Origin of the sequence: Mycolicibacterium houstonense, from assembly GCF_900078665.2 — a bacterium.
Classification (GTDB): domain Bacteria; phylum Actinomycetota; class Actinomycetes; order Mycobacteriales; family Mycobacteriaceae; genus Mycobacterium; species Mycobacterium houstonense.
Map to the genome: position 1 here is coordinate 392,350 of NZ_LT546207.1, position 21,423 is coordinate 413,772.

21 protein-coding genes are annotated in these 21,423 nt (G+C 65.1%); 11 read left to right on the forward strand and 10 right to left on the reverse strand.

All coding sequences use genetic code 11. The features are described from left to right. Positions 1-39 precede the first annotated feature (39 nt). Complete coding sequence (locus BN4332_RS02040) at positions 40-1,275, forward strand: HNH endonuclease signature motif containing protein (RefSeq protein WP_066896878.1); 1,236 nt, start codon at positions 40-42, stop codon at positions 1,273-1,275. Between the two features lie 10 nt (positions 1,276-1,285). Here the strand turns inward: BN4332_RS02040 and BN4332_RS35030 are convergent, their stop codons facing one another. Further along, on the reverse strand, positions 1,286-1,882 hold the full coding sequence (locus BN4332_RS35030) for a Dabb family protein (RefSeq protein ID WP_066896953.1): 597 nt from the start codon (positions 1,880-1,882) through the stop codon (positions 1,286-1,288). A 484-nt stretch (positions 1,883-2,366) separates the two neighbouring features. On the opposite strand from BN4332_RS35030, the gene BN4332_RS02050 reads away from it, so the two are divergent. Further along, complete coding sequence (locus tag BN4332_RS02050; RefSeq protein WP_066896880.1) at positions 2,367-3,572, forward strand: NADH:flavin oxidoreductase; 1,206 nt, start codon at positions 2,367-2,369, stop codon at positions 3,570-3,572. Here the strand turns inward: BN4332_RS02050 and lipP1 are convergent. From lipP1 to BN4332_RS02065, 3 genes are all read right to left on the reverse strand, one after another. After that, positions 3,549-4,472, reverse strand: coding sequence for a LipP1 family hormone-sensitive lipase (lipP1, locus tag BN4332_RS02055; protein WP_066896882.1), 924 nt, complete (start codon positions 4,470-4,472; stop codon positions 3,549-3,551). The genes BN4332_RS02050 and lipP1 overlap by 24 nt on opposite strands. Beyond that, a complete protein-coding gene (locus BN4332_RS02060) occupies positions 4,469-5,308 on the reverse strand; it encodes an IclR family transcriptional regulator (RefSeq protein ID WP_066896884.1) in 840 nt (279 codons plus the stop codon). Before BN4332_RS02060 ends, lipP1 begins: the two co-directional genes overlap by 4 nt. Before the next feature lie 119 nt (positions 5,309-5,427). Next, positions 5,428-6,369 carry a helix-turn-helix domain-containing protein gene (locus tag BN4332_RS02065; RefSeq protein WP_074132940.1) on the reverse strand — a complete coding sequence of 314 codons (942 nt, stop codon included), beginning with the start codon at positions 6,367-6,369 and terminating at the stop codon, positions 5,428-5,430. Between the two features lie 109 nt (positions 6,370-6,478). Here BN4332_RS02065 and BN4332_RS02070 point away from each other — a divergent pair, with 109 nt between their 5' ends. The 4 genes from BN4332_RS02070 to BN4332_RS02085 are packed head-to-tail and all read left to right on the forward strand — an operon-like array spanning position 6,479 to position 10,716. Continuing rightward, complete coding sequence (locus tag BN4332_RS02070) at positions 6,479-7,678, forward strand: sulfotransferase family protein (protein ID WP_066896957.1); 1,200 nt, start codon at positions 6,479-6,481, stop codon at positions 7,676-7,678. Continuing rightward, a complete protein-coding gene (locus tag BN4332_RS02075) occupies positions 7,675-8,919 on the forward strand; it encodes an MBL fold metallo-hydrolase (protein ID WP_066896886.1) in 1,245 nt (414 codons plus the stop codon). The genes BN4332_RS02070 and BN4332_RS02075 overlap by 4 nt, the downstream gene beginning before the upstream one ends. Then, positions 8,916-9,665: an SDR family NAD(P)-dependent oxidoreductase gene (locus BN4332_RS02080; protein WP_066896888.1), complete on the forward strand. Its 750-nt coding sequence runs from the start codon at positions 8,916-8,918 to the stop codon at positions 9,663-9,665. The genes BN4332_RS02075 and BN4332_RS02080 overlap by 4 nt, the downstream gene beginning before the upstream one ends. 34 nt (positions 9,666-9,699) lie before the next feature. Continuing rightward, positions 9,700-10,716: a zinc-dependent alcohol dehydrogenase gene (locus tag BN4332_RS02085; protein ID WP_066896890.1), complete on the forward strand. Its 1,017-nt coding sequence runs from the start codon at positions 9,700-9,702 to the stop codon at positions 10,714-10,716. A 149-nt stretch (positions 10,717-10,865) separates the two neighbouring features. Here the strand turns inward: BN4332_RS02085 and BN4332_RS02090 are convergent, their stop codons facing one another. The 4 genes from BN4332_RS02090 to BN4332_RS02105 all read right to left on the reverse strand — a co-directional run bounded on the left by BN4332_RS02090 (position 10,866) and on the right by BN4332_RS02105 (position 15,594). Beyond that, positions 10,866-12,332: an FAD-dependent oxidoreductase gene (locus tag BN4332_RS02090; protein ID WP_066896892.1), complete on the reverse strand. Its 1,467-nt coding sequence runs from the start codon at positions 12,330-12,332 to the stop codon at positions 10,866-10,868. Further along, positions 12,329-13,237: a biphenyl-2,3-diol 1,2-dioxygenase gene (bphC, locus tag BN4332_RS02095; protein WP_066896894.1), complete on the reverse strand. Its 909-nt coding sequence runs from the start codon at positions 13,235-13,237 to the stop codon at positions 12,329-12,331. Before bphC ends, BN4332_RS02090 begins: the two co-directional genes overlap by 4 nt. A gap of 12 nt (positions 13,238-13,249) precedes the next feature. Beyond that, the gene (locus BN4332_RS02100; protein WP_066896959.1) at positions 13,250-14,431 is read right to left on the reverse strand and encodes an acyl-CoA dehydrogenase family protein; all 1,182 of its coding nucleotides are present in this window, start codon (positions 14,429-14,431) and stop codon (positions 13,250-13,252) included. A gap of 98 nt (positions 14,432-14,529) precedes the next feature. Continuing rightward, positions 14,530-15,594, reverse strand: coding sequence for a ferredoxin--NADP reductase (locus tag BN4332_RS02105; RefSeq protein WP_066896896.1), 1,065 nt, complete (start codon positions 15,592-15,594; stop codon positions 14,530-14,532). A gap of 225 nt (positions 15,595-15,819) precedes the next feature. Between BN4332_RS02105 and BN4332_RS02110 the strand changes: the two genes are divergently transcribed. Genes BN4332_RS02110 through BN4332_RS02125 form a run of 4 tightly spaced genes read left to right on the forward strand, consistent with a single transcriptional unit; the run spans position 15,820 to position 18,739 of the window. Next, positions 15,820-16,614 carry an SDR family NAD(P)-dependent oxidoreductase gene (locus tag BN4332_RS02110; protein ID WP_066896898.1) on the forward strand — a complete coding sequence of 265 codons (795 nt, stop codon included), beginning with the start codon at positions 15,820-15,822 and terminating at the stop codon, positions 16,612-16,614. A 2-nt stretch (positions 16,615-16,616) separates the two neighbouring features. Beyond that, positions 16,617-17,468: a TIGR03619 family F420-dependent LLM class oxidoreductase gene (locus tag BN4332_RS02115; protein ID WP_066896900.1), complete on the forward strand. Its 852-nt coding sequence runs from the start codon at positions 16,617-16,619 to the stop codon at positions 17,466-17,468. Beyond that, the gene (locus tag BN4332_RS02120; RefSeq protein WP_066896902.1) at positions 17,465-17,959 is read left to right on the forward strand and encodes a nuclear transport factor 2 family protein; all 495 of its coding nucleotides are present in this window, start codon (positions 17,465-17,467) and stop codon (positions 17,957-17,959) included. The genes BN4332_RS02115 and BN4332_RS02120 overlap by 4 nt, the downstream gene beginning before the upstream one ends. A gap of 9 nt (positions 17,960-17,968) precedes the next feature. Next, on the forward strand, positions 17,969-18,739 hold the full coding sequence (locus BN4332_RS02125; RefSeq protein WP_066896904.1) for a hypothetical protein: 771 nt from the start codon (positions 17,969-17,971) through the stop codon (positions 18,737-18,739). A 25-nt stretch (positions 18,740-18,764) separates the two neighbouring features. On the opposite strand, the gene BN4332_RS02130 is transcribed toward BN4332_RS02125, so the two are convergent. Further along, on the reverse strand, positions 18,765-19,568 hold the full coding sequence (locus tag BN4332_RS02130; RefSeq protein WP_235653999.1) for an IclR family transcriptional regulator: 804 nt from the start codon (positions 19,566-19,568) through the stop codon (positions 18,765-18,767). Positions 19,569-19,716: 148 nt separating this feature from the next. On the opposite strand from BN4332_RS02130, the gene BN4332_RS02135 reads away from it, so the two are divergent. Continuing rightward, positions 19,717-20,361 carry a TetR/AcrR family transcriptional regulator gene (locus tag BN4332_RS02135; protein ID WP_066896909.1) on the forward strand — a complete coding sequence of 215 codons (645 nt, stop codon included), beginning with the start codon at positions 19,717-19,719 and terminating at the stop codon, positions 20,359-20,361. A gap of 47 nt (positions 20,362-20,408) precedes the next feature. Here BN4332_RS02135 and BN4332_RS02140 read toward each other — a convergent pair whose 3' ends face one another. Continuing rightward, positions 20,409-21,317: an alpha/beta fold hydrolase gene (locus BN4332_RS02140; protein WP_066896911.1), complete on the reverse strand. Its 909-nt coding sequence runs from the start codon at positions 21,315-21,317 to the stop codon at positions 20,409-20,411. Positions 21,318-21,423: the final 106 nt, after the last annotated feature.

Consider the following 21,423-nt stretch of genomic DNA (forward strand, 5'->3'; position numbering starts at 1 on the left):
GTCCGGCGTTTTGTCGGTGGTCGGTGCGATGATGGTGTCATGTCCAGCGCCGCAGCATCTTTGGCCACCGGGGCGACTCCGTGTGAGCGGCTGGAGATGTTGTTCGCCGAACTCGCCGAGTTGACCGGGCAGCGCAATGCGATCGACGGCCGCATCGTGGACATCGTGGCGGAGATCGACCGTGACGAACTTTGCGGTATGACCGGAGCCCGCTCGGTACCGGCGATGGTGGCCTGGAAAACCGGTGTCTCACCGGCCAACGCCGAAACGCTGGTGGCTGTGGCGCGGCGTCGTGAAGAATTCCCCCATTGCACCGACGCCCTGCGTGACGGCCGGCTGTCACTGGACCAGGTCGGCGTGCTGGCCAAGCGCGCCGCGAACGGTTCGGACATGCACTATGCCCAATTGGCCGAACATGCCACCGTGCAGCAGCTACGCACCGCGGTCAAGCTCGAACCACGCCCCGAACCGGGGCCGAAACCAGAACCGCCGCGGTCTTTCACCAGAATCGAGGGCGACGGGTACACCACCTACAAGATCCGGTTGCCACGCCTGGAAGCAGCGAAGTTCGACGCCGGCATGCACTCACACCGCGATGCCCTGGTTGCCGACTGGAAACGCGACCACGAGGCAGGCGATGAGCAGGCGCCGCCGTTCCCCGACAATGTCGATGCCTTCATGAGCTTGGTCGAGACGGGCTGGGATGCCGACGCGGCGCGCCGCCCCCACGGCCAACACACCACCGTGGCGGTACATCTGAACCTCGCAGACCGCATCGCTGCCCTCCACCTCGGTCCGGTCCTGACCGATGAGGAGCGCCAGTATTTGCTGTGCGATGCCATCTGCGAGGTATGGCTGGAACGCAATGGCCAACCCCTCGGCGTGGGCCGGGCCACCCGCACAATCAGCCGCCGGCTGCGCCGCGCCCTGGAGCACCGCGACCATTGCTGTGTGGTGCCCGGCTGCGGAGCCACCCGTGGCCTGCATGCCCACCACATCGTGCACTGGGAAGACGGCGGTGTCACCGAGCTGTCCAACCTGGTGTTGGTGTGTCCTTACCATCACCGGGCCCACCACCGCGGGCTGATCACCATCACTGGGCCCGCCGATCAACTCCGGGTCACCGACCAAGCCGGGCGCACACTGCATTCCGGGTCGCTGGCCCGCCCGCCAACTGCGGGGCCACCCGACGTCCCGCCCTACCGCGGGCCCTCCGGGGAACGCGTCGACTGGTGGTGGTACACGCCCTTCGAACCACCACCGACCGCCGCCTAGCCCGGAGGGCTCAGGCGAGCACCGGGCCGGGCAAGCCACAGAAGCTGTGGCACACGCGGTCTCGGACGATCATGTCGGTGGTCTCCGGGTCGAACCAGCGGTCGACCACGGCCCAATGGATCGGATGCATGAGGTAGGGGCCCATGAGGCCGTCGACGTCGATGAATTCCTGTTCGAAGACGTGGGTCCACTCGCTGGTGCCGATAGCCTGCTCGACCCGGCTCAGCTGCCAGGCGGAGATGGTCGAGACATACCGCGGCATCATCGCGAGCTCGCGTTCGAATGACGCGACGGTGTCGGCCTCGACGTCATCTGGCACGCGCAACAGTAGCGCCCGGTACACGGTGCCGCTGCCGCGGCGAACCGGAGCTCCCCGATAGGTCGCGCCGTTGACTCGCGAGATCGCCGGGTCGCCCAGTACATCGTCGAAATCGCTTCTTTCCCAGGACTGTTGGGTGTCGAACCGTAGATGGACCAGAATGTCGCCACCGTTGCGGGATCCCGGCAACGTCGGCTCGACCAGTGTCCGCAACGCGCCGCTGCGGTCGGCGGCAGCACGAAGCGCGCTCAGGACACGGCCGCGTTCGGACTCGGCGACGTCGACCAGGCGGGTGACGCCGAGCGTTGCTGTACTGGCCGATGTGCCGGCCGATGTGGGTGTGTCGCTGTCGACGTTATCGGCGGCGGACGCCACATTGCGGCTACGCTCCACGACCAGATCGGCGACGCCCACCCACCACTGCGCGATGGAGGGGTCGGGACGACCCTGCCAGGTCATCTGCCACCAGGCCTGTGCACTCGGCAGTGTCCAGGTGATCGTGACGGTGTTGGACCGGTCGTCGAACCAGATGGGCGGGCTGACCAGGACGTCGCGCAACGCCATGCCGCGCCGACGGGCGCCCGGGGCATACCCGGCCAGGTAGGCGTCGATGAACTTCTGCGCACAGCCTGGCGCGGTGACCACCCGATCGATGACGAAAACCTCAGCCATGACGCGAGATTACGACCGCCCACCGCGACGCACGGGCCGCGATCCCGGTCATTGGGAATCCACCGTTGACGGCAGGGGAGGGCAGCGCGAAGGTGTGCCGATGACCGATCCGTTCAGCCCGGCTCAGCTGGGTCCAGTGATGCTGCGTAACCGACTGATCAAGGCCGCCACGTCGGAAGGCCGCTCACCCGACGGACTGGTCACCGATGACCTCATCGAGTTCCACCGCAGCTTCGCCGAGGGCGGGGTCGGAATGACCACCGTCGCCTACTGTTGTGTGTCTCCTGAGGGCGCGAGCGCGCCGGGTCAGATCGTCATGGACAGCAAGGCGCTGCCGGGTCTACGCCGGCTCACCGATGTGGTGCACGCCGCGGGAGCGGCTATTTCGGCGCAACTCGGGCACGCCGGGGTGGTGGCACAGAAGAAGCTGACCGGTGTCACCGCGGTGTCACCGAGCCGATTCGTCAACCCGACCTCCTTCGCTTACTGCCGCGAGATCACCCGCGCCGAGATCACCCGTGTGATCGGTCAGTTCGGCGACGCCGCACAGGTGGCGGTCGACGCCGGATTCGATGCCGTGGAACTGCATTTCGGTCACCTCTACCTACCCAGCTCCTTCCTGAGTCCGTTGATCAATCGTCGCAAGGACGAGTACGGCGGTGACATCGACAACCGATCCCGGTTCGTGCGGGAGATCGCGGCGCGGGTCCGCGAGGTGGTGGGGGACCGGGTCGCGGTGATCGCCAAGCTGGACATGGACGACGGACTACCGGGCAGCATCTGGATCGACGAGGCGCTGCGGACCGCCCAACTCCTCGACGTCGACGCCAACCTCGATGCCATCGAATTGACTCAGGGTTCGTCGGTCTACAAACCGATGTACCTCTTCCGGGGCGATGTTCCGGTCAAGGAGTTCGCGAAGGTGATGCCGCCGGCGTTGCGCCCGGCCGTCCGGCTGGTGGGGAAGCAGACGATGGGCGTCTATCCCTATCGAGACCTCTACATGCTGGAGTCCGCACGGCAGTTCGTGCCGATCATGCGCAACACCAAACTGATTCTGCTGGGCGGCATCAACGACCGCGAACACCTGGAGACAGGAATGCGGGAAGGGTTCGATTTCTTCGCCATGGGCCGGGCATTGCTGCGTGAACCCGACCGGGTCAACACCATGATCGCCGAGCCCACGTCACGCAGCCGCTGCAACCACAACAACAAGTGCATGGTGACGGTGTTCAGCCGCACCCACTGTGTGCTCGACCCCGCGCAGCGCTACGGAGCCGTGCTAGACCCCGAGCAGGTTTCCTAGCGCGCGGGCGGCCTGTCGCCTTGCCCGGTGCGCGATGTCGAGCATCGGCATCGTCATGAAACCGTGGATGCCACCCTCGAAGGGGCACCGGGCAGTTGGCACTCCCGCGGCCTCCAGGGCATCTGCGTACGCGATACCTTCGTCGCGCAGCGGATCATGACCGGCGAGCACGACGACGGCCGGCGGCAGACCGGTGAGGTCGGCGTGCAACGGTGAGGCATAGGGGTTTCGCCGATCGTCCACCACGGGTACGTACTGATCCCAATACCACTGCAGCGCCGGCCGCGGATTGTAGAATCCCCGGCCGAACAACCGGTAGGAGTCGGTGTCGAAATCCGCAGCGATCACCGGGTACAGCAGAAGCTGCCCCGCCAGATCAGGACCTCGGCGGTCGCGGGCCATCAGCGCGGTCACCGCGGCGAGGTTGCCGCCCGCACTGTCGCCGCCCACCGCCACCCGTGCCGGGTCTGCCCCGAAATCGGCGGCGTGGTCGACCGCCCAGCGGGTGGCGGCGTAGAAGTCTTCGGCGGCCGTGGGCCAGCGGTATTCCGGAGCCAATCGATACGCAACCGAAACCACCACGGCTGGAGTGAGATTGGCCAGGTTGCGGCACAGCCCGTCATGGCTGTCGAGATCGCAGAAGACGAATCCGCCGCCGTGGGCATACACGAGCATGGGCAGCGGTTCGGACACGTCGGGACGGTAGACGCGGACGTCGATGCGGCCGTTGTCGACCGGCACCTGATGGTCGGCAACGGAGGCGACCGGCTCGGGCTGGGGATTGGCGACGAAGCGGGCGCGGATCGCGGCGCGGGCCTGTGCGCCCGTCATCGTGTGTACCGGCGGGAAGCCCGAATCGAGAGTCTCGATCAACCCCGCGATCTGTGGATCGAGCGTCATGCCGGCAGCAGGGTGGTGGTGGCCCGAGCGGGTGCCGGGTTGCCGACGCGGAGCGGCCGCATGTTCTGCAGGGTCGGCATCACCCGTTGGGGTCCGTCTTCGGCGTTGCGCCAGATGGCCATCGCGGTCATCCGCACCGGAGCGATCAGTCGCTGATCGAATGTCATCCGGCTCATCGGGCCACACACCGACACCGCCGCAACCGCCGCGCCGGCAGGCCCGATCGGTGCTGCCACGCAACCGAATCCGGCCACCGACTCTTCCCGCTCGAACGCGACACCGTGGGCGCGGACCTTGGCCAGCTCGGCTTCCAGCTGCCGTTCGGTGCTGATCGAAAACCGCGTCATCCGCGACGTCAAGTTGACCTCGGTGGATGAATTGTCAGCCAAGATTGCCTTGCCCACTGCCGTACAGTGCGCGGGCCGCCGCCCCCCGATCCGGGTCGGGATGGCTGCCACCATGTGACCGCCGATCTTCTCCAGGTAGACCACGTCGGACCCGTCGAGAACCGCCAGATGCACCACTAGGCCGGTGGCGCGGTGCAGATCGCGCAGCAATGGGATCGCGGCGCGGTGGATGCGGTCCTGGTGCAGTGCCAGCGACCCCAACTCGACCAGTCGCATGCCCAATTCGTAGTCGCGGCCGTCCCGGCGAAGCCAACGCAGGTGAACCAGGCGCTCAAGGATGCGGTGGGCCGACGAACGCGGCAGTCCGGTGCGGCGCACGATCTCGGCCAGTGTCAGTCGGGCCGATCCCTCGAAGACATCGAGAACCAGGGACACCCGATCGATGACGGCGCTGGGCGTCTCGCCCGCCTTCTCGACAGCCATTGTCATGAGGACCTCCCTGGAGAGCTGCATGCCTGGACGGCATATGACTAATAGTCATATATCTATCACACCTATGTGTCCGCTGTCACGTTTCGGCCTGAAGGTGGGTGCGGCAACGTGCCCGGCTACTCGCTGGCCCGCGCCTCGGACCTGGGTAGGGGAAGTGGCATGTGCCGCGCGACGAGGGGACGGGCCTGCTCGGCGAACGCGACGACCCTCGCGCCGACGCTCCGTACCTCCTCCTGGGTGAGTTGCTTGTACGGTTGCGCCGACACCGACATCACGACGTTTCCGTGCCCGTCGAATATGGGCGCTGAGATCGTCGCCAGCGGATACTCCTCGATCTTGGCGAGTTCAGGCGGCAGGAAGTCGATGATCGTCAGATCGGCGACGGCGCCTGCCAGTCGCGCTGCCACTGGATCCGTCGCAGGGGCGCGCTCGAGGGCCAGTAGGGCGGCGAACACGTTCAGCAGCGGATCGCTGAGGCGTTCAATGCCGTAGCCGCGTTTCTTGATTTCGTTGAGTACCTTGGGCATTCGCGCCCGGTAGACATCGTTGACCGGGCCGGCTGCGGCCATCCACTCGTCGCACACGGTCGTCGGCGCCCACGCCACGAACTCCCGGCCGAACGGAGCCACGAACGGCAGCCGCACCCCGGCTTGCACCGGCGGGTGGCTCGCACCAGGAGCGGCCGATTCGATCACGGCAAGGCGGCCGTCTCTGAGTTCCGAAATGCAAGCAGCCATGCCGATGGCCGAGCACAGCTGCCGCAATGGCTCGCGCAGCATTCGCGGCAGCGGCGCCGCCGGTGGGGTGGTCGTGGGAAGGCCCGCGCCCAGGGTGTACTTCCCGCTCAATGGGTCACGCAGCACCCAGTCGCAGGAACAGAGGGTGGTCAGGATCGCATGTCCGGTCGAGCGACTGATCTCCAGCTCGCGGCAGATTTCGGCGAGGGTCAGGGGCGTATCCGGCCGCGTGGCGAGCAACTCGACGACAGCGACGACGCGACGGGTCGGCGGCGAAGGGTCTTGACCCTGCTCATCGGGCTGGCCTAGCTTGGCGTTCATATATTCGGACACTACAACGAATATTCGTCATTCCAAATCATCGCAGCGAAGGAGCAGCGTGTCGGATGCACTGACCATCGAGGATCTGGCGGTCCCCGAACTCAACCCGATGCAACGAGAGGTCCTCGCAGGGATGGAGAACCTGACGGTGGATCTCGACCCAGCAGTCCTGATCGCGGCGGCGATGGAGCAGACGGGGTTGGATGACTTCGGGCCGGACGATTTTCGTCCCCGACTTGGCGCCTATGCGGGGGCGGTCGATGCAGACAGCGACAATACGAATCTCAACCGCTTCATACTGCGAAACCGCATTGTTCGGTTGCTCTCGCAACGGTTGTTGTTGACGGACCTGCTGCGTCGTTATCCCGAGATCCACGACATCGAGATCGAGCGGCCGCTCATCGTCGTCGGACTACCACGTTCGGGGACAACGCATCTCGTCAACCTCATCGCGGCCGATCCCAGGCGGCGCGCATTGCCGTACTGGGAGAGTCAGGAACCCTTCCCCAGGCACGGTGAAGGTCCCGACGTCAACGGAGTGGACCCGCGCTTCGCGCGCAGTGTTTCCGAGCACGAGTCGGCCATGGCCATGACCCCATTGGTGCAGAACATGCACGACCGGTTTCCGCAGGCGATCGAGGAAGAAGTCGAGATCCTCGATCTGGACTTCGCGAGCTATGTGCTGGAGTGGCACTGCCGAGTGCCGCAATGGCGCGACTTCTATCTGGGGTTGGACCAAGATCGCCATTACGGCTATCTACGCACGGTTCTCAAGGCCCTGACATTCTTGCGTGGTCCACGTCAGTGGGTGCTGAAGTCGCCGCAACACTGTGAGCAACTCGGACCGCTGATACGGACATTTCCAGATGCCACCGTCGCGTTCACCCACCGAGACCCCGTGGCCGTCATCCAATCCGCGGTCACGATGCTGGCGTACGGAGATCGCGTACGCCGCAAGCAGATCGACCCGGAAGGGCTCGTGGACTACTGGATCGACCGCGTCGAGCGGCTGCTGCGTGCGTGTGTACGCGACCGGGATCTGATCGGCCCGGACCGCAGCGTCGACATCGGATTCCATCAGCTCAACGGAAACGAGCTACCCATTCTGGAAAAGTTGTACGGCTACAACGGCACTGCCCTGACCGAAGATACCCGGGCGGCGTTTACCCGCTACCTACATGACAACCCACGGGGCAAGCACGGCCAAATACGGTATGACCTCCAACGCCACTTCGGCGGGACACCGGGCGAAGTCCGGTCACGCTTCGGGTTCTACTTCGACCGATTCGACGTACGGGAGGAAGCGTGACCAGTTACCAACCCGCATACTTGAGCCGCCCGGGGGCCGACGACATCGTCGGGGCGGGTGCGCCGGCAGAGGAAGTAGCGCCGAGTATTTGGCTCTCGCCGGGCCTGTCGAACTCCTACCTGCTGACGACCGATGCCGGCCGGATCGTGCTGAACACCGGCATGGGTTTCGAGGGGCCCGTGCACCGGGCCAACTATGACGCCATCGATACCGCGCCGATCCGGTACGTCATCCTGACCCAAGGGCATGTCGACCACGTCGGTGGCCTCGACACCGTCGCCGACTCCGACAGCGAGATCGTCGCCCAGGCCAACTGGGAAACGTGGCGGCGGGACAACGAACTTTTGGCCGAGTTCCGGGCCAGGAACTCGGCATTCGCATGGGTCGACAAGGTGATGGACACCATCGAGCGCACCGCGGCACGATTCGGACCGCCGCCACCGCAGAGCGTTCCGGCCCCGACGATCGTCGTCGACGACGAACTCGTCATCGAACTCGGCGGGCGCCGTTTGGAGCTTTATGCCACGCCAGGTGGTGAGACCACCGACAGCCTGGTGGTGTGGCTCCCGCAAGAGGGGGTCTGCCTGTGCGGCAACGTCTTCGGCGCACTATTCGGGCACATTCCGAACCTGGTGACGATGCGCGGGGACCGCTATCGGGATGCGCTGACGGTGGTCGAGTCCATCGAGCGGGTCCGCGCGCTGGGTGCCGAGACGTTGCTTACCGGGCATTTCGGGCCGATCGTCGGCAAAGACCGGATCGAGTGGGAGCTGACGCGACTGCGTGACGCGGTGATGTACCTGCACGATCACACCGTCGCGGGGATGAACGCCGGCAAGGACGTGCACACCTTGATGCGTGAGGTGGTGCTACCACCCGAGTTGGAGGTCGGCCAAGGCTACGGCATGGTCCGGTGGAACGTGCGGGCCATCTGGGAAAACTACGCGGGGTGGTTCCACCATCGCTCGACGGCCGAACTCTATGCCGACGCTCCGAGTGCCACCGAGGCCGATCTGCTCGAACTCGCCGGCACAGCCGCGGTTCTCGGCCGGGCCCACGCACTGCGCGACGCCGGGGAACCGGTGCGTGCCATCCGGCTGGCCGAGATGGTGCATCGGGCCCAGCCTGATGACGGGGAGGCCAAGCAGGTGTTGATCGCTGCTCATCAGGATCTCCTGCGCGGCAGCACAAATTTCTGGGAAGCAGCCTGGCTGCGCGAAAAGATCAAGGAACTGTCATGACAAACCGTGTGCTGTTCGACTTCTCCGGTACGACTGCCCTCGTGACCGGAGGCACCAGCGGGATCGGGCATGCCACCGCCCTGCTTCTGAGAGACAGTGGCGCCCAAGTCACGATCACCGGGACGAGAGGCGGTCCCGAAGACTACGACGTCGACCTGTCCGGACTGAAATATCGACAGTTGACGCTGACTGACGCCAACGGAATCGATGCTTTGGCAGCAGAATTCACCGAACTGGACATCCTGATCAACAACGCCGGGGCCAACTTCCCGGGCGGGCTCGACGAATCGACGCCGGAGGGTTTCACCGAGTCGGTGGCTGTCAATCTGCTGGCGCCGTTCCGGTTGACCGAACGGCTGTACGCCGCACTGAAATCGTCGAACGCACCGGGCGGGGCCAGCGTGATCATGTTCGCTTCCATGGCGGCCATCCGGTCGGTACCGGTGGTGCCCGGGTACGGATCGGCGAAGGCGGGAGTGCTCGCGCTCACCCGAAACCTGGCCGTGAAATGGGCCGGTGACGGCATCCGCGTCAACGCCGTCGTGCCAGGACTCGTGGCCACCCGCATGACGGCGCCGATGGACTACGTGCCGGAGATCAAACAGGAACAGGTGGATCACATTCCGCTCGGACGGTTCGCCACGCCGGAGGAAATCGCCAGCCCCATTCTCTACCTGTGCAGTGGAAACGCCTCGTACAACACCGGATCGGCGCTCGTCGTCGACGGTGGCTACAGCGTGCTCTGAGTGATTCGACGACATCGATGGGAAGGAACTTCACGTGAGAGCAGCCATCATCACCGCCCCCGACAAAACGGAGATCGTCGACGTACCAACACCTGAGACTGGGCCCACTGACGTCCTGGTGAGAATTCGAGCGTGCGGAATCTGTGGTTCCGACACGCTCTACATCTCCATCGGTGGATTGCCACCACGGCACGGATGTATGCCGATCGGCCACGAGCCGGCCGGTGAGGTGCTACAGGTCGGTCGCGATGTGCGCGGTATCTCGGTCGGCGACCGGGTGGTGGTCAATCCGATGGCAATCGCCGATGACATCATCGGCAACGGCGGTTCGACTGGTGCGCTGGCCGACTACCTGCTGATCAAGGATGCCGTTCGGGGTCAGAGCCTCGAGGTGGTGCCCGACCACATCCCGTACGAGGTCGCGGCCCTCAACGAGCCCATGGCGGTTGCCCTTCACGCGGTCAACCAGGTGGCGCCTCGGACGAGCGACCAGGTGCTCGTGCTCGGAGCCGGGCCTATCGGCTTGGGTATTACGATCGCCTTGAAATCGAGGGGAGTCAAACACGTTGTAGTGGCGGATATTCTGCCGTCGCGACTGGAGAAAGCGCTGAAGGTCGGCGCGGACGCGGTGATCAACTCCAAGGACGAGGACGTCGTCGCGCGATTGATCGAACTGCACGGTCCAGGGGATTCGATGTGGCCGAACAAGGCCGGCACGGACGTGTTTCTGGACGCCGCCGGCGTCCCGGCGGCCGTCGATACCGCCCTGACTGCGGCCAAGCGGGGAGCCAAGCTCGGCATCGTGGCGGTTCACAAAGAGGCCATCGGCATCGACTTCATGAACGTGATGAGCAACGAACTGGCGATCATCGGTTCGATGGGCTATCCCACCGAGATCTTCGAGGTGACCAAGGACATCATCGACAATTGGGAGAAATATCAGCTGATCATCAGCCACACCTTCGACTTCGTTGACCTCGACCAGGCATTGCAGTGTGTGGCCACCCCGGGCGCGGCTGACAAGGTTGTCATCACGATGAGGGGTGAATGATGTCGTCAACCAAAGATGGGGACGGCAAGATCACCTCGGTGCGAAGCTACTTCGCGCCTACGGACCTTGCTGAGGTATAACAGCCCGAACGTGAAGAAGGTCGCGAGATTTCTCCAGAATCTCGCGACCTTCTTCACGTTGGGCAGCGGCTACGCCTTGGCCGCGGCCCGCCCGGCCCGGCGACCGTAGAAACTTCCGTCGCCCAGCGAAACCCCGCTGGCATAGCCCCAGGCCGCCAGGCCCGCAGTGCAGCGCCCGGCGGCGAACAAGCCCGGGATGGGCTCACCGCTGACATGGAGCACCTCGGCATCGAGGGTGGTGTGCAGACCGCCGAGGGTGAAACCACCGGTGCTCTCGCGGAGATCGATGGCGCCCACGGGGGATTTGATCGGCTTGAGCCACTGCGCCTTCTTGTGCAGCAGCGGGTCCTCGCCGCGGGCCGCCCCCTCGTTGTAGGCATCTACGGTGGCTTGCAGTGAGTTCGGTGGCAGCCCGATCTCAGCCTCCAGATCGGCGACTGTGTCGGCCACCCATGTCGGCGGCCGCATCATCAGCTGGGGCGAAACCGAGGCCATCGCCTCTTCCTGGGCATCGCCGTCGATGATCAGATAGGCCGTGTTGTTCTGGTGGTACAGCGTCAACTGGCCGGCGCGACCGGGATAGGTGTCCTCGGCGACATAACGCTGCCCACGTTCGTTCACCAGAACCCCGCGCACCAACTGCTGCGGGTCGATGAACAACGCCACCTCGGTGGCGTCCATGTGTGCCAGGTCCGCGCCGAGCGCCTGCGCCATCCGGATGGCCTGCCCATCGTGCTGCTCGATCGAGGCGGCCGGGCGCCCCGCGATGCGCGGCGCGTACTGGGCGACCATGGCGTCGTTGTAGGCGAAACTGCCGGTGGCCAGGACAACTCCGCGGCGCGCCCGGATGTCCATCGTCGTGCCGTAGCGGCGGGTCCGGATGCCGACGACCCGGCCGTCGGATTCGACGATCAGGGCCTGCACGCGCACGTCATAGAGCGAACGTGCTCCGGCCGCGGTCGCGGTGTCGACAAGGCCTTTCATCAGCATGTAACCCGCGCTGGACTCGCCCTGCTTCTTGTTCTGCATCTGCGGGACGTGCCCGCGCGGAGCCGGTGTGGCAATGGTGTTGAACGGATACGAGTTCTCGCCACCGCTGTACATGAGCCCCTGGTCGCCCATAGGCTCCCAGCCGGGCTCGCCGAAGAACTCGGCTTTGAACGGCACCCCGCAGCCCACGAGCCAATCAAAGTGCGCGACGCTGCCCTCGCAGTAGTCGGCGATGCGCGCGGCGTCCGCGCCGGGTCCCATGGCCGCGTTGAGAAACGCGGTCATGTTCTCGACGGAATCATCGAAGCCGCAGGCCTTTTGAATCTCTGTGCCGCCGCCCAGGTAGATGAAGCCACCTGCCATCGAGGCCGCTCCGCCCCATGAGCCGGTGCGCTCCAGTACCAGTACGTCGGCTCCCGCACGTGTTGCCTCTACCGCAGCGGCCGCGCCGGCCACCCCGTAGCCGGCGATGACCACGTCGGCTTTATCGGCCCATTCGGTGACCGTGCCGGCCGGAATCGGTTGAATGTCGTCGGTGACTGTCATGGTTGCATGGCCTTCGGAAGGTCGGTGACCCACTGGTGTCCCCAGTAGCTGTCGGCGGTGATTTCCTCTGCTGTGTAATAGGTTTCGTCGACCCGCATGCCCTCAGTGCCGAATTCGATGTCCCAGTCGCCCGGAGCGCGCACATAGAACGACACCATCTTGTCGTTGGTGTGCCGGCCGAGCGTGGAGGACAACTGAAAGCCCTCGGCGTTCACCCGGTCCAGGGCCTGACCGACGGCGTCGAGCGTGTCCACTTCGACCATGAGGTGGATCAAACCGGGATCTCGCAGCGTTTGCGCGGGGCAGATGGCCAGGCTGTGATGGCGCTCGTTGACGCCCATGAACCGGACCCGCACCGGACCGAACTCCGGCGGCACCGGGACGCGGAATGCGCCGCGTGACTTGAAACCCAGAACCTCGGTGTAGAACTCGAACAACCCATTGACGTCGAGCGCAGGCAACACCACATGTCCGAGGCCCTGATCGCCGGTGACGAACTTCGCACCGAACGGCGTGATGACGGGGGAGTGGTCGAGTACGGGTCCGTGGAACACCTCCAGCGCGGTACCGGCGGGATCCTCGAAAGCGATGACTTCTTCCACCCGGCGCGCGTCGGCCTCTTGCAATGACAGCTGTTTGAACGGAACGCCGGCAGTCTCGAGTGCTGCCTTCACCAACTCCAGGTCGGCGTGGTCGCGCACTTCCCAGCCGACGGTCACAATCTTGTCGATCTCGCCGGGTACGACGATGATGCGCGCGGCACGCTCGTCCATCCGCAGATACAACGCAGACTCGTCCGGGCCCGTGCCGGTCGCGAAGCCGAGCACGTTGAAGGCGAAGTGTCGCCAGCGTTCGATATCACAGGCGGCGACGGTGACGTAGCCGAGGCTCTTGATCAATCCCATGTGGCTGCCCTCTCAGATCATTGCCCGCAGCGGACCCTGCGGATCCACACCCAGCGAACTCAGGGCCGACGCGTGATAGACCGTGCCGGGGACATGGATGGCGTGCGCCTGACCGACGTGCACATCGCGCCAATAGCGTTGCAGCGGTTTGTCCATCCGCGCCGCGTTGCCGCCGCAGCGCGCGAAGATCTCGTCCACTGCCGATACGGCTCGCCACACCGCGCGCACCTGGGTGCGTCGACCCGCGGCCCGATCTTCGAAAGAAACCTCTTTACCCGAGTCGACGATGTCGTAGATGCGGTCGGCATTGGCCAACAGTTCCTGGCGCGCCGCATTGATGTCCGCGGCGGCTTCCCCGATCGCGTACATCACGTAGGGGTCGTCCTTGATCGCCACACCACTGGAGTTGACCCGCTCACGTTGGTAATCGAGTGCGGCCGCCAGCGCGCCCTCGGCGATGCCGATGGTGGCCGAGCTGATGCCGAGCGGGAACATCGTCGACCACGGCATCAGGTACAGGGTTTCGGTCATCCCGGCCTCGCGCTGAGCCGTACCGTCCATGACCTTCATCGCGTCCATGGTCCGGTACGACGGCACGAACGCATCCTTGACGATGACGTCCTTGGAGCCGGTTCCGCGCAGCCCCACCACGTTCCACGAGTCCTCGACGATCTCGTAGTCCTTACGGGGCAGGATCATGTGCAGCATCTGCGGTGGCATCAGCGGCTTGCCGTCAGCGTCGCCGATCATGGCGCCCAGGAAGATCCAGTCGCAGTGATCGGTACCCGAGCTGAACTGCCAACGGCCGTTGAAGAGGTAGCCGCCGTCGACGGGCTTGGCCACACCTTGCGGCGCGTAGGGGGAGGCGACCCAGGTGTCGACGTCGTCGGCCCAAATCTCGGCTGCGACCCGCGGGTCGGCGTAGGCCAACTGGTAGGGATGCACACCCACCACACCGTTGATCCAGCCGGCAGACGGGTCGAGTGCCGCGGTGGCCATGACGGTCTCGGCGAACTCGCGTGGATGGACCTCCAACCCGCCGTGGGTCTTCGGTTGCAGCAGGCGGATGTTGCCCGCCGACTTCATCATCTTGACTGTCTCATCGGTGAGCTTGCCGATCTTCTCGGCTTCGGGGCCCTGGCCGCGCAGCTGTTCGGCGATCTCGCGCACCCGGTCGATTACCCGCTCAGTCATCATCTGGTCCTATCGTCGAAGGCTGGCACTGATGGTGTACTGCTTTGATCCCCGCGGCGTCGGTGAATCCCGGTCAGTGGAAAGGTGCGGGCACACGCTCAGAACTCGATGTGGATGTCATCGGAGACCGGCCGCGCCTGGCAGCCGAGGATGACGCCGTCGGCGAGATCGTCGGGTTCCAGAATGTCGCAGGCGGCCATCTCCACGTCGCCGCGCACCACCCTGGCCGCGCACGATCCGCACTGTCCTTCCTTGCAGGAGTACGGAACATCCACACCTGACCGGAGCAGCACGTCAACCAACGTCGCCTCCCGTGGCCATCTCATCCGGTGACTCGCGCCGTCCAGGTCGACCTGGAGAGCCGCGGCATCGCGGTCATCGGAATCGATTGTCACTGAGGTGTTGGCGTCGGAGAACGGATCACCGGACAGCGACTGGAACACCTCGAGATGGATCCTCTCCCTCGGCACACCGGCCTCGGCGAGCGTTTCTTTGATGACCGCCATGAACGGGGCCGGACCGCACACGAACGACTCGAATCCAGCGGGCCCGGCGAATACGGTCCGGACGAACCCGCCCAGCTGAGCGCGGGTCGGTAGGCCCTGAATCGATTCCAGCCAGTGCAGCACTGTCAGCCGGCCCGCATGGCGAGCGGCGAGTTCGCGGAGTTCGCCTGCGAAAATCACCGAGCGTTCGTCGCGGTTGGCGTAGCACAGGACCACCCGTCCGGTCCCGGCCGTCAACACCGATTTGAGTATCGACATCACCGGTGTGATGCCGCTGCCGGCCGCCCACAGCAGGAAATCGGCGTCGAGGCTGGCCGGGGTGAACAGACCCGCCGGTGGCAACACTTCGAGGGTGTCACCGACATTGACGTTGTCGCACAACCAATTCGAGCCATACCCGTCGACGGTGCGTTTGACCGTTACCTTGGGTGCGGGATCGGTGTGCGGCGAGCTGGCCAGGGAGTAACACCGGGCCACCGACCCAGTCAGATCGCTGGGCACTCGCAGTGTCAGGAACTGTCCGGGACGATAGGCGAACCGTTCACGCTGGTCCTCCGGGATGGTAAGGACCAGCGAGCGGGCGTCGGGGCTCTCGTCGATGACATCGGCCACCGTGACAAGGACGCTCCGTTTGGTCTGAATGCTCGCGTCGGTCATGGGCGGCGATTCTTGCGTAGCAGCCGACGGCACCGACCCGCTGATTCCGGTGGCCGGGACACCTCGTCTCGACGTCCGGTGACCGGGAACCGCTGCGGTCGACGGCGCACCAGCCGCATACCGTGCGGCAGGTGAGCAGCGGCTCGATGTAGGTCGTGGGTGTCGCGGTGGCTGGTGCCGGCCACGCAGGTGGATGACGGCAGACACACAACATCAGGAGGAACAATGACTGATTTGGCCAAATACGGTTCGTGGGCCGTCATCGCAGGGGGGTCCGAAGGCGTAGGCGCCGAGTTTGCCCGCCAACTCGCCGAAGACGGATTCAACCTGGTGCTGATCGCCCGCAAGCCCGGGCCGCTGACCGATACTGCCGACCAGTGCCGCGAGCTCGGCGTCGAGGTGCGCGCGATCTCGGTGGATCTGCTGGATCCAGAGTCGGTTTCGCGAATCGCCGAGGACACCGCCGATCTAGACGTCGGGTTGCTGATCTACAACGCGGGTGCGAGCACGTGCAACGAGTTGTTCCTCGAAACCGATCTGAGCGAATTTCAGAAGGTCACCGACCTCAACGTGACCCGGATGCTCGAGATGGTGCAGCATTACGGACGCGCGATGGCCGCCCGCGGCCGCGGCGGGATCATGATCGTCGGCTCACTCTCGGGTTACATGGGGGCCTGGCGGCACTCCATCTATGCCGGGGCAAAAGCGTTCTCTCGCATGTTCGCCGAAAGCTTGTGGCTTGAGCTGCGCGAGCGCAACGTCAATGTTCTCGAGCTGGTTCTGGGCGTGACGCGCACTCCGGCGATGGAGCGCATCGGCTTGAACTTCGACGCTCCCGGGATCCTGGTGAACGAACCTGCCGAGGTGGCGGCGGAGGGGCTTGCCCACCTGGCCGACGGCCCGGTGTGGGTGGCCGGCGGTAACGCCGAGCGAGCCGAGGCCAACAGCGCTCCGGACCGATCACGAGTGGTGCTGGAGACACATCGTGCGATCGCCGCCCTCATCGCGGGAGCGCACTGATCGTGCGGCTGGGTCTGTCGACACCGGTGGTGGTACAGGTTCCCGGCATTGCGTCGCCCTGGGAGGCCGAGGCGGGGATCGCTGATCTGGCCCGGATCGCCTCCGCGGCAGATGGTCTCGGCTTCGACTACCTGACCTGCTCAGAACATGTGGCGGTGCCGTCGACGGAGGCGGCAGTACGTGGTGCGGTGTACTGGGATCCGCTGGCCACCCTTGGGTTTCTCGCTGCGCACACCCGACGGATCCGTCTGGCCACCTCAGTGGTGGTCTTGGGCTATCACCACCCGCTTGAGATCGCAAAACGCTACGGGACGCTCGATAAGGTCAGCAGTGGTCGCCTGGTGCTCGGCGTTGGAATCGGCTCCTTGAAAGCGGAATTCGAACTGATCGGGGCGCCGTGGGAGCAGCGGGCCGCGCGGGCCGACGATGCGCTACGCGCTGTGCGCGTCTCGTTGTCCAGTGCCGCATCCTGCTATCGCGGCCCGTTCTACGACTACCAGGACATGACAGTGCTGCCACACGCGGAGCAGCATCGGGTGCCGATCTGGGTCGGTGGTCGCAGCTTCGGATCGTTGCGCCGTGCAATCGGGCTGGCCGACGGTTGGATGCCGTTCGGGCTGACCCCCGACGAAGTGTGTGAGATGGTCAGCCGAGCCGACCTACCTGCCGGGTTCGAGGTGCTGCTCTCAACAGCGGTGGACCCAGGGGCCGACGCGGTCGGGACGCGGGCACGACTGTTGACCTTGCGCGATGCCGGGGCCACCGCGATCACCTGCTCGGTCCGAGCGGACAGCGCACGTCACTATTGCGATCAACTTGCCCGGCTACGTGACATCGAGGAGCGGTTCCCATGACTGTCGAACAGCACCTACTCGCACGGCTCCAGCGCCTGGAGGATGAACTGGCGATCGCGAAACTCCTTGCCTCATACGGCCCGTCAGTCGATGCGGGTAACGCCGACAACGCGGCTGCCCTGTGGTCGGTCAACGGCACCTACGACGTCGAGGGCTGGTTGATGACCGGCCGGGGCGGTGTGCACCAGATGGTCGACTCTGCCAGCCATCAGGATCTGGTGGCCGCGGGATGCTGCCATTTCCTCGGTCCGGCCGTTGTCACCGTCGATGGTGACAATGCCGTCGCCGTATGTGAATCGCTGGTGCTGTTGCGTGAGAGCGAGGCCGGTTACCGGGTGTGGCGGGCCACGGCCAACCATTTCGCGCTGGAACGTGTCGAAGGGGCATGGCAGATCACCACCCGCACCAGTCGGCTGCTCAACGGAAACCCGTACGCGCATACTCTCCTCAACCTCGGGATAGCAGGGTCGGCTGTCCCTGAACAGATCTGAGAGGCCGATATGTCCGCCGCCGATTGCCCGCTCGTGTTCTTCTCGTTTGTTGCGCTCGACGGCGGGGGAGCCGAAGAACACCGCCGCTACAACGAGTGGCATCAACTCGATCACCGGCCGGAGAATCTCGCGTTACCCGGAATAGCGTGGGGTGACCGGTGGAGCCGACCCTCCGAGTGCCGCGCGGTCTCCACCGCCGAACCGGCACAGGCCGATACCGACTACGTGGCGATGTACTGGTTCCGCCCTCCGGTCCAGGAATCGGTGCGCACATGGGAGGAACTGGGTTCTGACTCATTCCAGTGGGGCCGCGGACCGATGATCCCCGGTGTGCGTCGCACGGTGCTGGCATTCTTCCGGCCGGTAAAGGGCTATGCGGCCGCTTCCGCGCTGGTGTCCCCTGGCGTCATCCCGTACCGACCGAACCGTGGGCTGCACCTGACGATGACCCGATTCGCCGAACCCCATGGTTCCGATGCCCACCGGCACCACCAATGGGAGGACCGGGTCGCGATTCCCTCGTTGTTGAATATCGACGGCGTGGCCGGGGCGTGGACGTTCGCGCTGCATCGCCACCAGGACAACGGATTGGGGCTGCGCTCGCTGGAGGCCACAGATCCACCAGGCGGCCTTCGGATCCGGTTGCTCTATCTGGACGATGAGCCGGTTCGCGTCACGAGCCGGATCACCGCATGGCTGGCCGACAATTCGCCTGACACCGCCGGGGAGTGCGTCATCGACACGCCGCTGAACACCATCATCCCCTGGCAGGACTGGTGAATACGGCTGAGATCCGTTGCGGCTGTCACCTACCTCCGGCGGCGGCCACAACCGTCTCGCCGGTTCGGTGAATCATGGCCGGAGTCACCGCGCGATGTGCTGCGCGAGCCTGACCGGCGCCATTACGCGGCACATCGGACAGGCTATGGCAGATGGCCCATGAGGCGCTGTGAACGGCGGCGACGACAGGCTCGACACGCGTCGACCTCGTGGGTCCGCACAGTGACAGCGCGAACCGGTTGCCACCCTCGCCAACTCCGATCGGGGCGGCCACGACGGTGACTCCCGGTTCATACCCCCCGGCATCGACTGCGACCCCGCCGCGGCCGCGCACGGTGGCCAGGTGTCGATCCAAGTCCGCCCGGTTGCGAATGCCGTACGCCGACGTCGTTACGTAACGCAACTCCGGCCAGGCTGACTCGTCGATCTGCGCCAGCAGCGCGCGGCCGGCGGCACTCTGTTCCACGGGCTGTTTGGAACCCACCTGCCAACACTTGCCGGCGCTGGGCCACGCCCCGAAGCGTTCGACGTGCAGCACATCGGTATCCGCCAGGACGCTCAGATGCGCCGTCAGCCCAGTGCGTCGATGCAGGTCGACCATCACCGGCAGGGCTGCCTCGGGAACCCGACGTTGCCGCACCGCCTGGCAGCCGAATTCGAACATCTTCAGGCCGAGCACGTAGCCGGCGCCTTGCCGCTCGATCCAGCCCAGCTGGACCAGGCCTTGCAGGATGCGATGCGCCGACGAACGCGGCACGTTCGAATACCGGGTGAACTCCGCCAGCGTCAGCGATTGTCGTGCGCCGAAGGCCTCCAGGAGCGAAGCCACCCGATTGAGCATCGCTATGGAAGTCGCGTCGTCATGCGACGTTGGCACAACACCTCCCATACCTGTCATACTCTGCATATGTGTCACAACATGACAGATGTGAGTCTAGGCACAGCGTGGCGGCGAAGTAAAGAACGGGTGCCACCAAATGCCCAGAGGTAACGGGCCGACGCTCACCGAGCGTCGTGCCGAGGAATTGCGGCTCAGCATCGCCAGGACCGCACGCGACATCTTCATCGCCGACGGCGACACCACGGCGACGGTCGAGCGCATCTGCGCCGAGGTCGGCATCGCGACGCGGACGTTCTATCGTCACTTCCCGGTCAAAGAAGACGTCCTGGGGCCCTTGTTCCGGCGGAGTGAGGGCCACATGCGCGCCCTGTTGGCCGGCGCGCCAGCAGATTCAGATCCGGTCGATGTCCTCGTCGACATGTTCACACTCGAGGTTCGGCACCGCCAGACAGCCGAGGTGCAGCACCAGCAGTCGGTCGAGATCGCGCGGAAACTGATGTCGCTCGTTGCCGAGACGCCGCAGTACCGCTTGCGATGGATGGAATGGAGTGAAAACTTCGCCGACGCCATCACCGAGTTCTTGGCAGGGCATTTCGCACTGGGGGAAGACGAGTTCATCCGGTCACTGCCGAGCCGGCTGGTGATCCATGTCAGCAGCAACGCCTACACCTGGTGGGTCGACGCCAAGGAACCGCACGAACTTGACGAATTGGTTGCTGCGCACCGGTCCGGCATCGGCATGGTGCTGTCCGGCCTCGAGCGGCTGCACACCGATCGCTAGGCCTCGGCGCCACTCTGAGCTTTCCTGCTCGCCAAAGATGCGGTACTTCAGGCCTTTTCACCGGCGCTGCGCGGCGACTCATCCGTGGTCAGAAAAGCCGTGACCACCGACTCGAAAGCGGCCTTTGCCTCGATCATCGCCCAGTGCCCGCAGTTGGGGAATACGTGCAACTCCGCGTTCGGGATGGTGCGCATCGGAATCAACGCCATGTCAAGCGGACTCACGCGATCATCACGTCCCCAGGTCAACAGCGTCGGCGCGGCGACCTTGTGCATCCGGGCCCATGGCATGGGCAGGTCGGAAGCCGCCATCGATGCCATCATCGCCGCGAACGCCGCCTTGCCGTACATGCGTCGGGCGGCGGCCAATGTCTCGGGATCGGTGGCCAGCACCCAACGCTCTTCGATGAGCTCCTCGGTCACCAGCGATTGGTCGTAGACCATCGAGCGCAGCCAGTCGACCAGCCGCTGCCGGGTCGGGTCCTCGGTGAACTCCTGCAGCAGGCGGATGCCTTCGCTCGGTCCGGGGGAGAAGATCGTGGTGCCGATCCCGCCGATCGTGACAACGTGGTCAACCCGCTCGGGTGCGACGATCGCCGTGTTGATGCCGACGCCGCCGCCCATCGAGTTGCCGACGATGTGCACTCGCTCGACGTCGAGAGCGTCCAGGAACGGGGTGACCGTGCCCTGCGCGGTGACCATGGGGTGCCCGCCCCAGTCATCTGATACACCGAACCCGGGGAACTCCAGCACCAGGCACCGGAAGCGTTCGGCGAACGTCGGTAGTACTCCACGGAAGTTGCGCCAGCCCGTGACCCCGGGCCCGGATCCGTGCAAGAACAAGACGGTGGGCCCCTCACCGACGTCGTAGTACCGCAAAGTTCCTGCGCTGGTGCTGATCTCGCGCAGGCCATCTGCGGTGCTGGCAACGTCGGTTGTCACAGCAGCATCGGACATACCTACTCCTTCGTCTTGCGGGGCCCGTCTCAGCAAGGCTCACACGCTCCCACCAAGGTCGGCAATGGCGTGTTCCGCTGACCGGTGAAACCGAGGGTTACTTGCC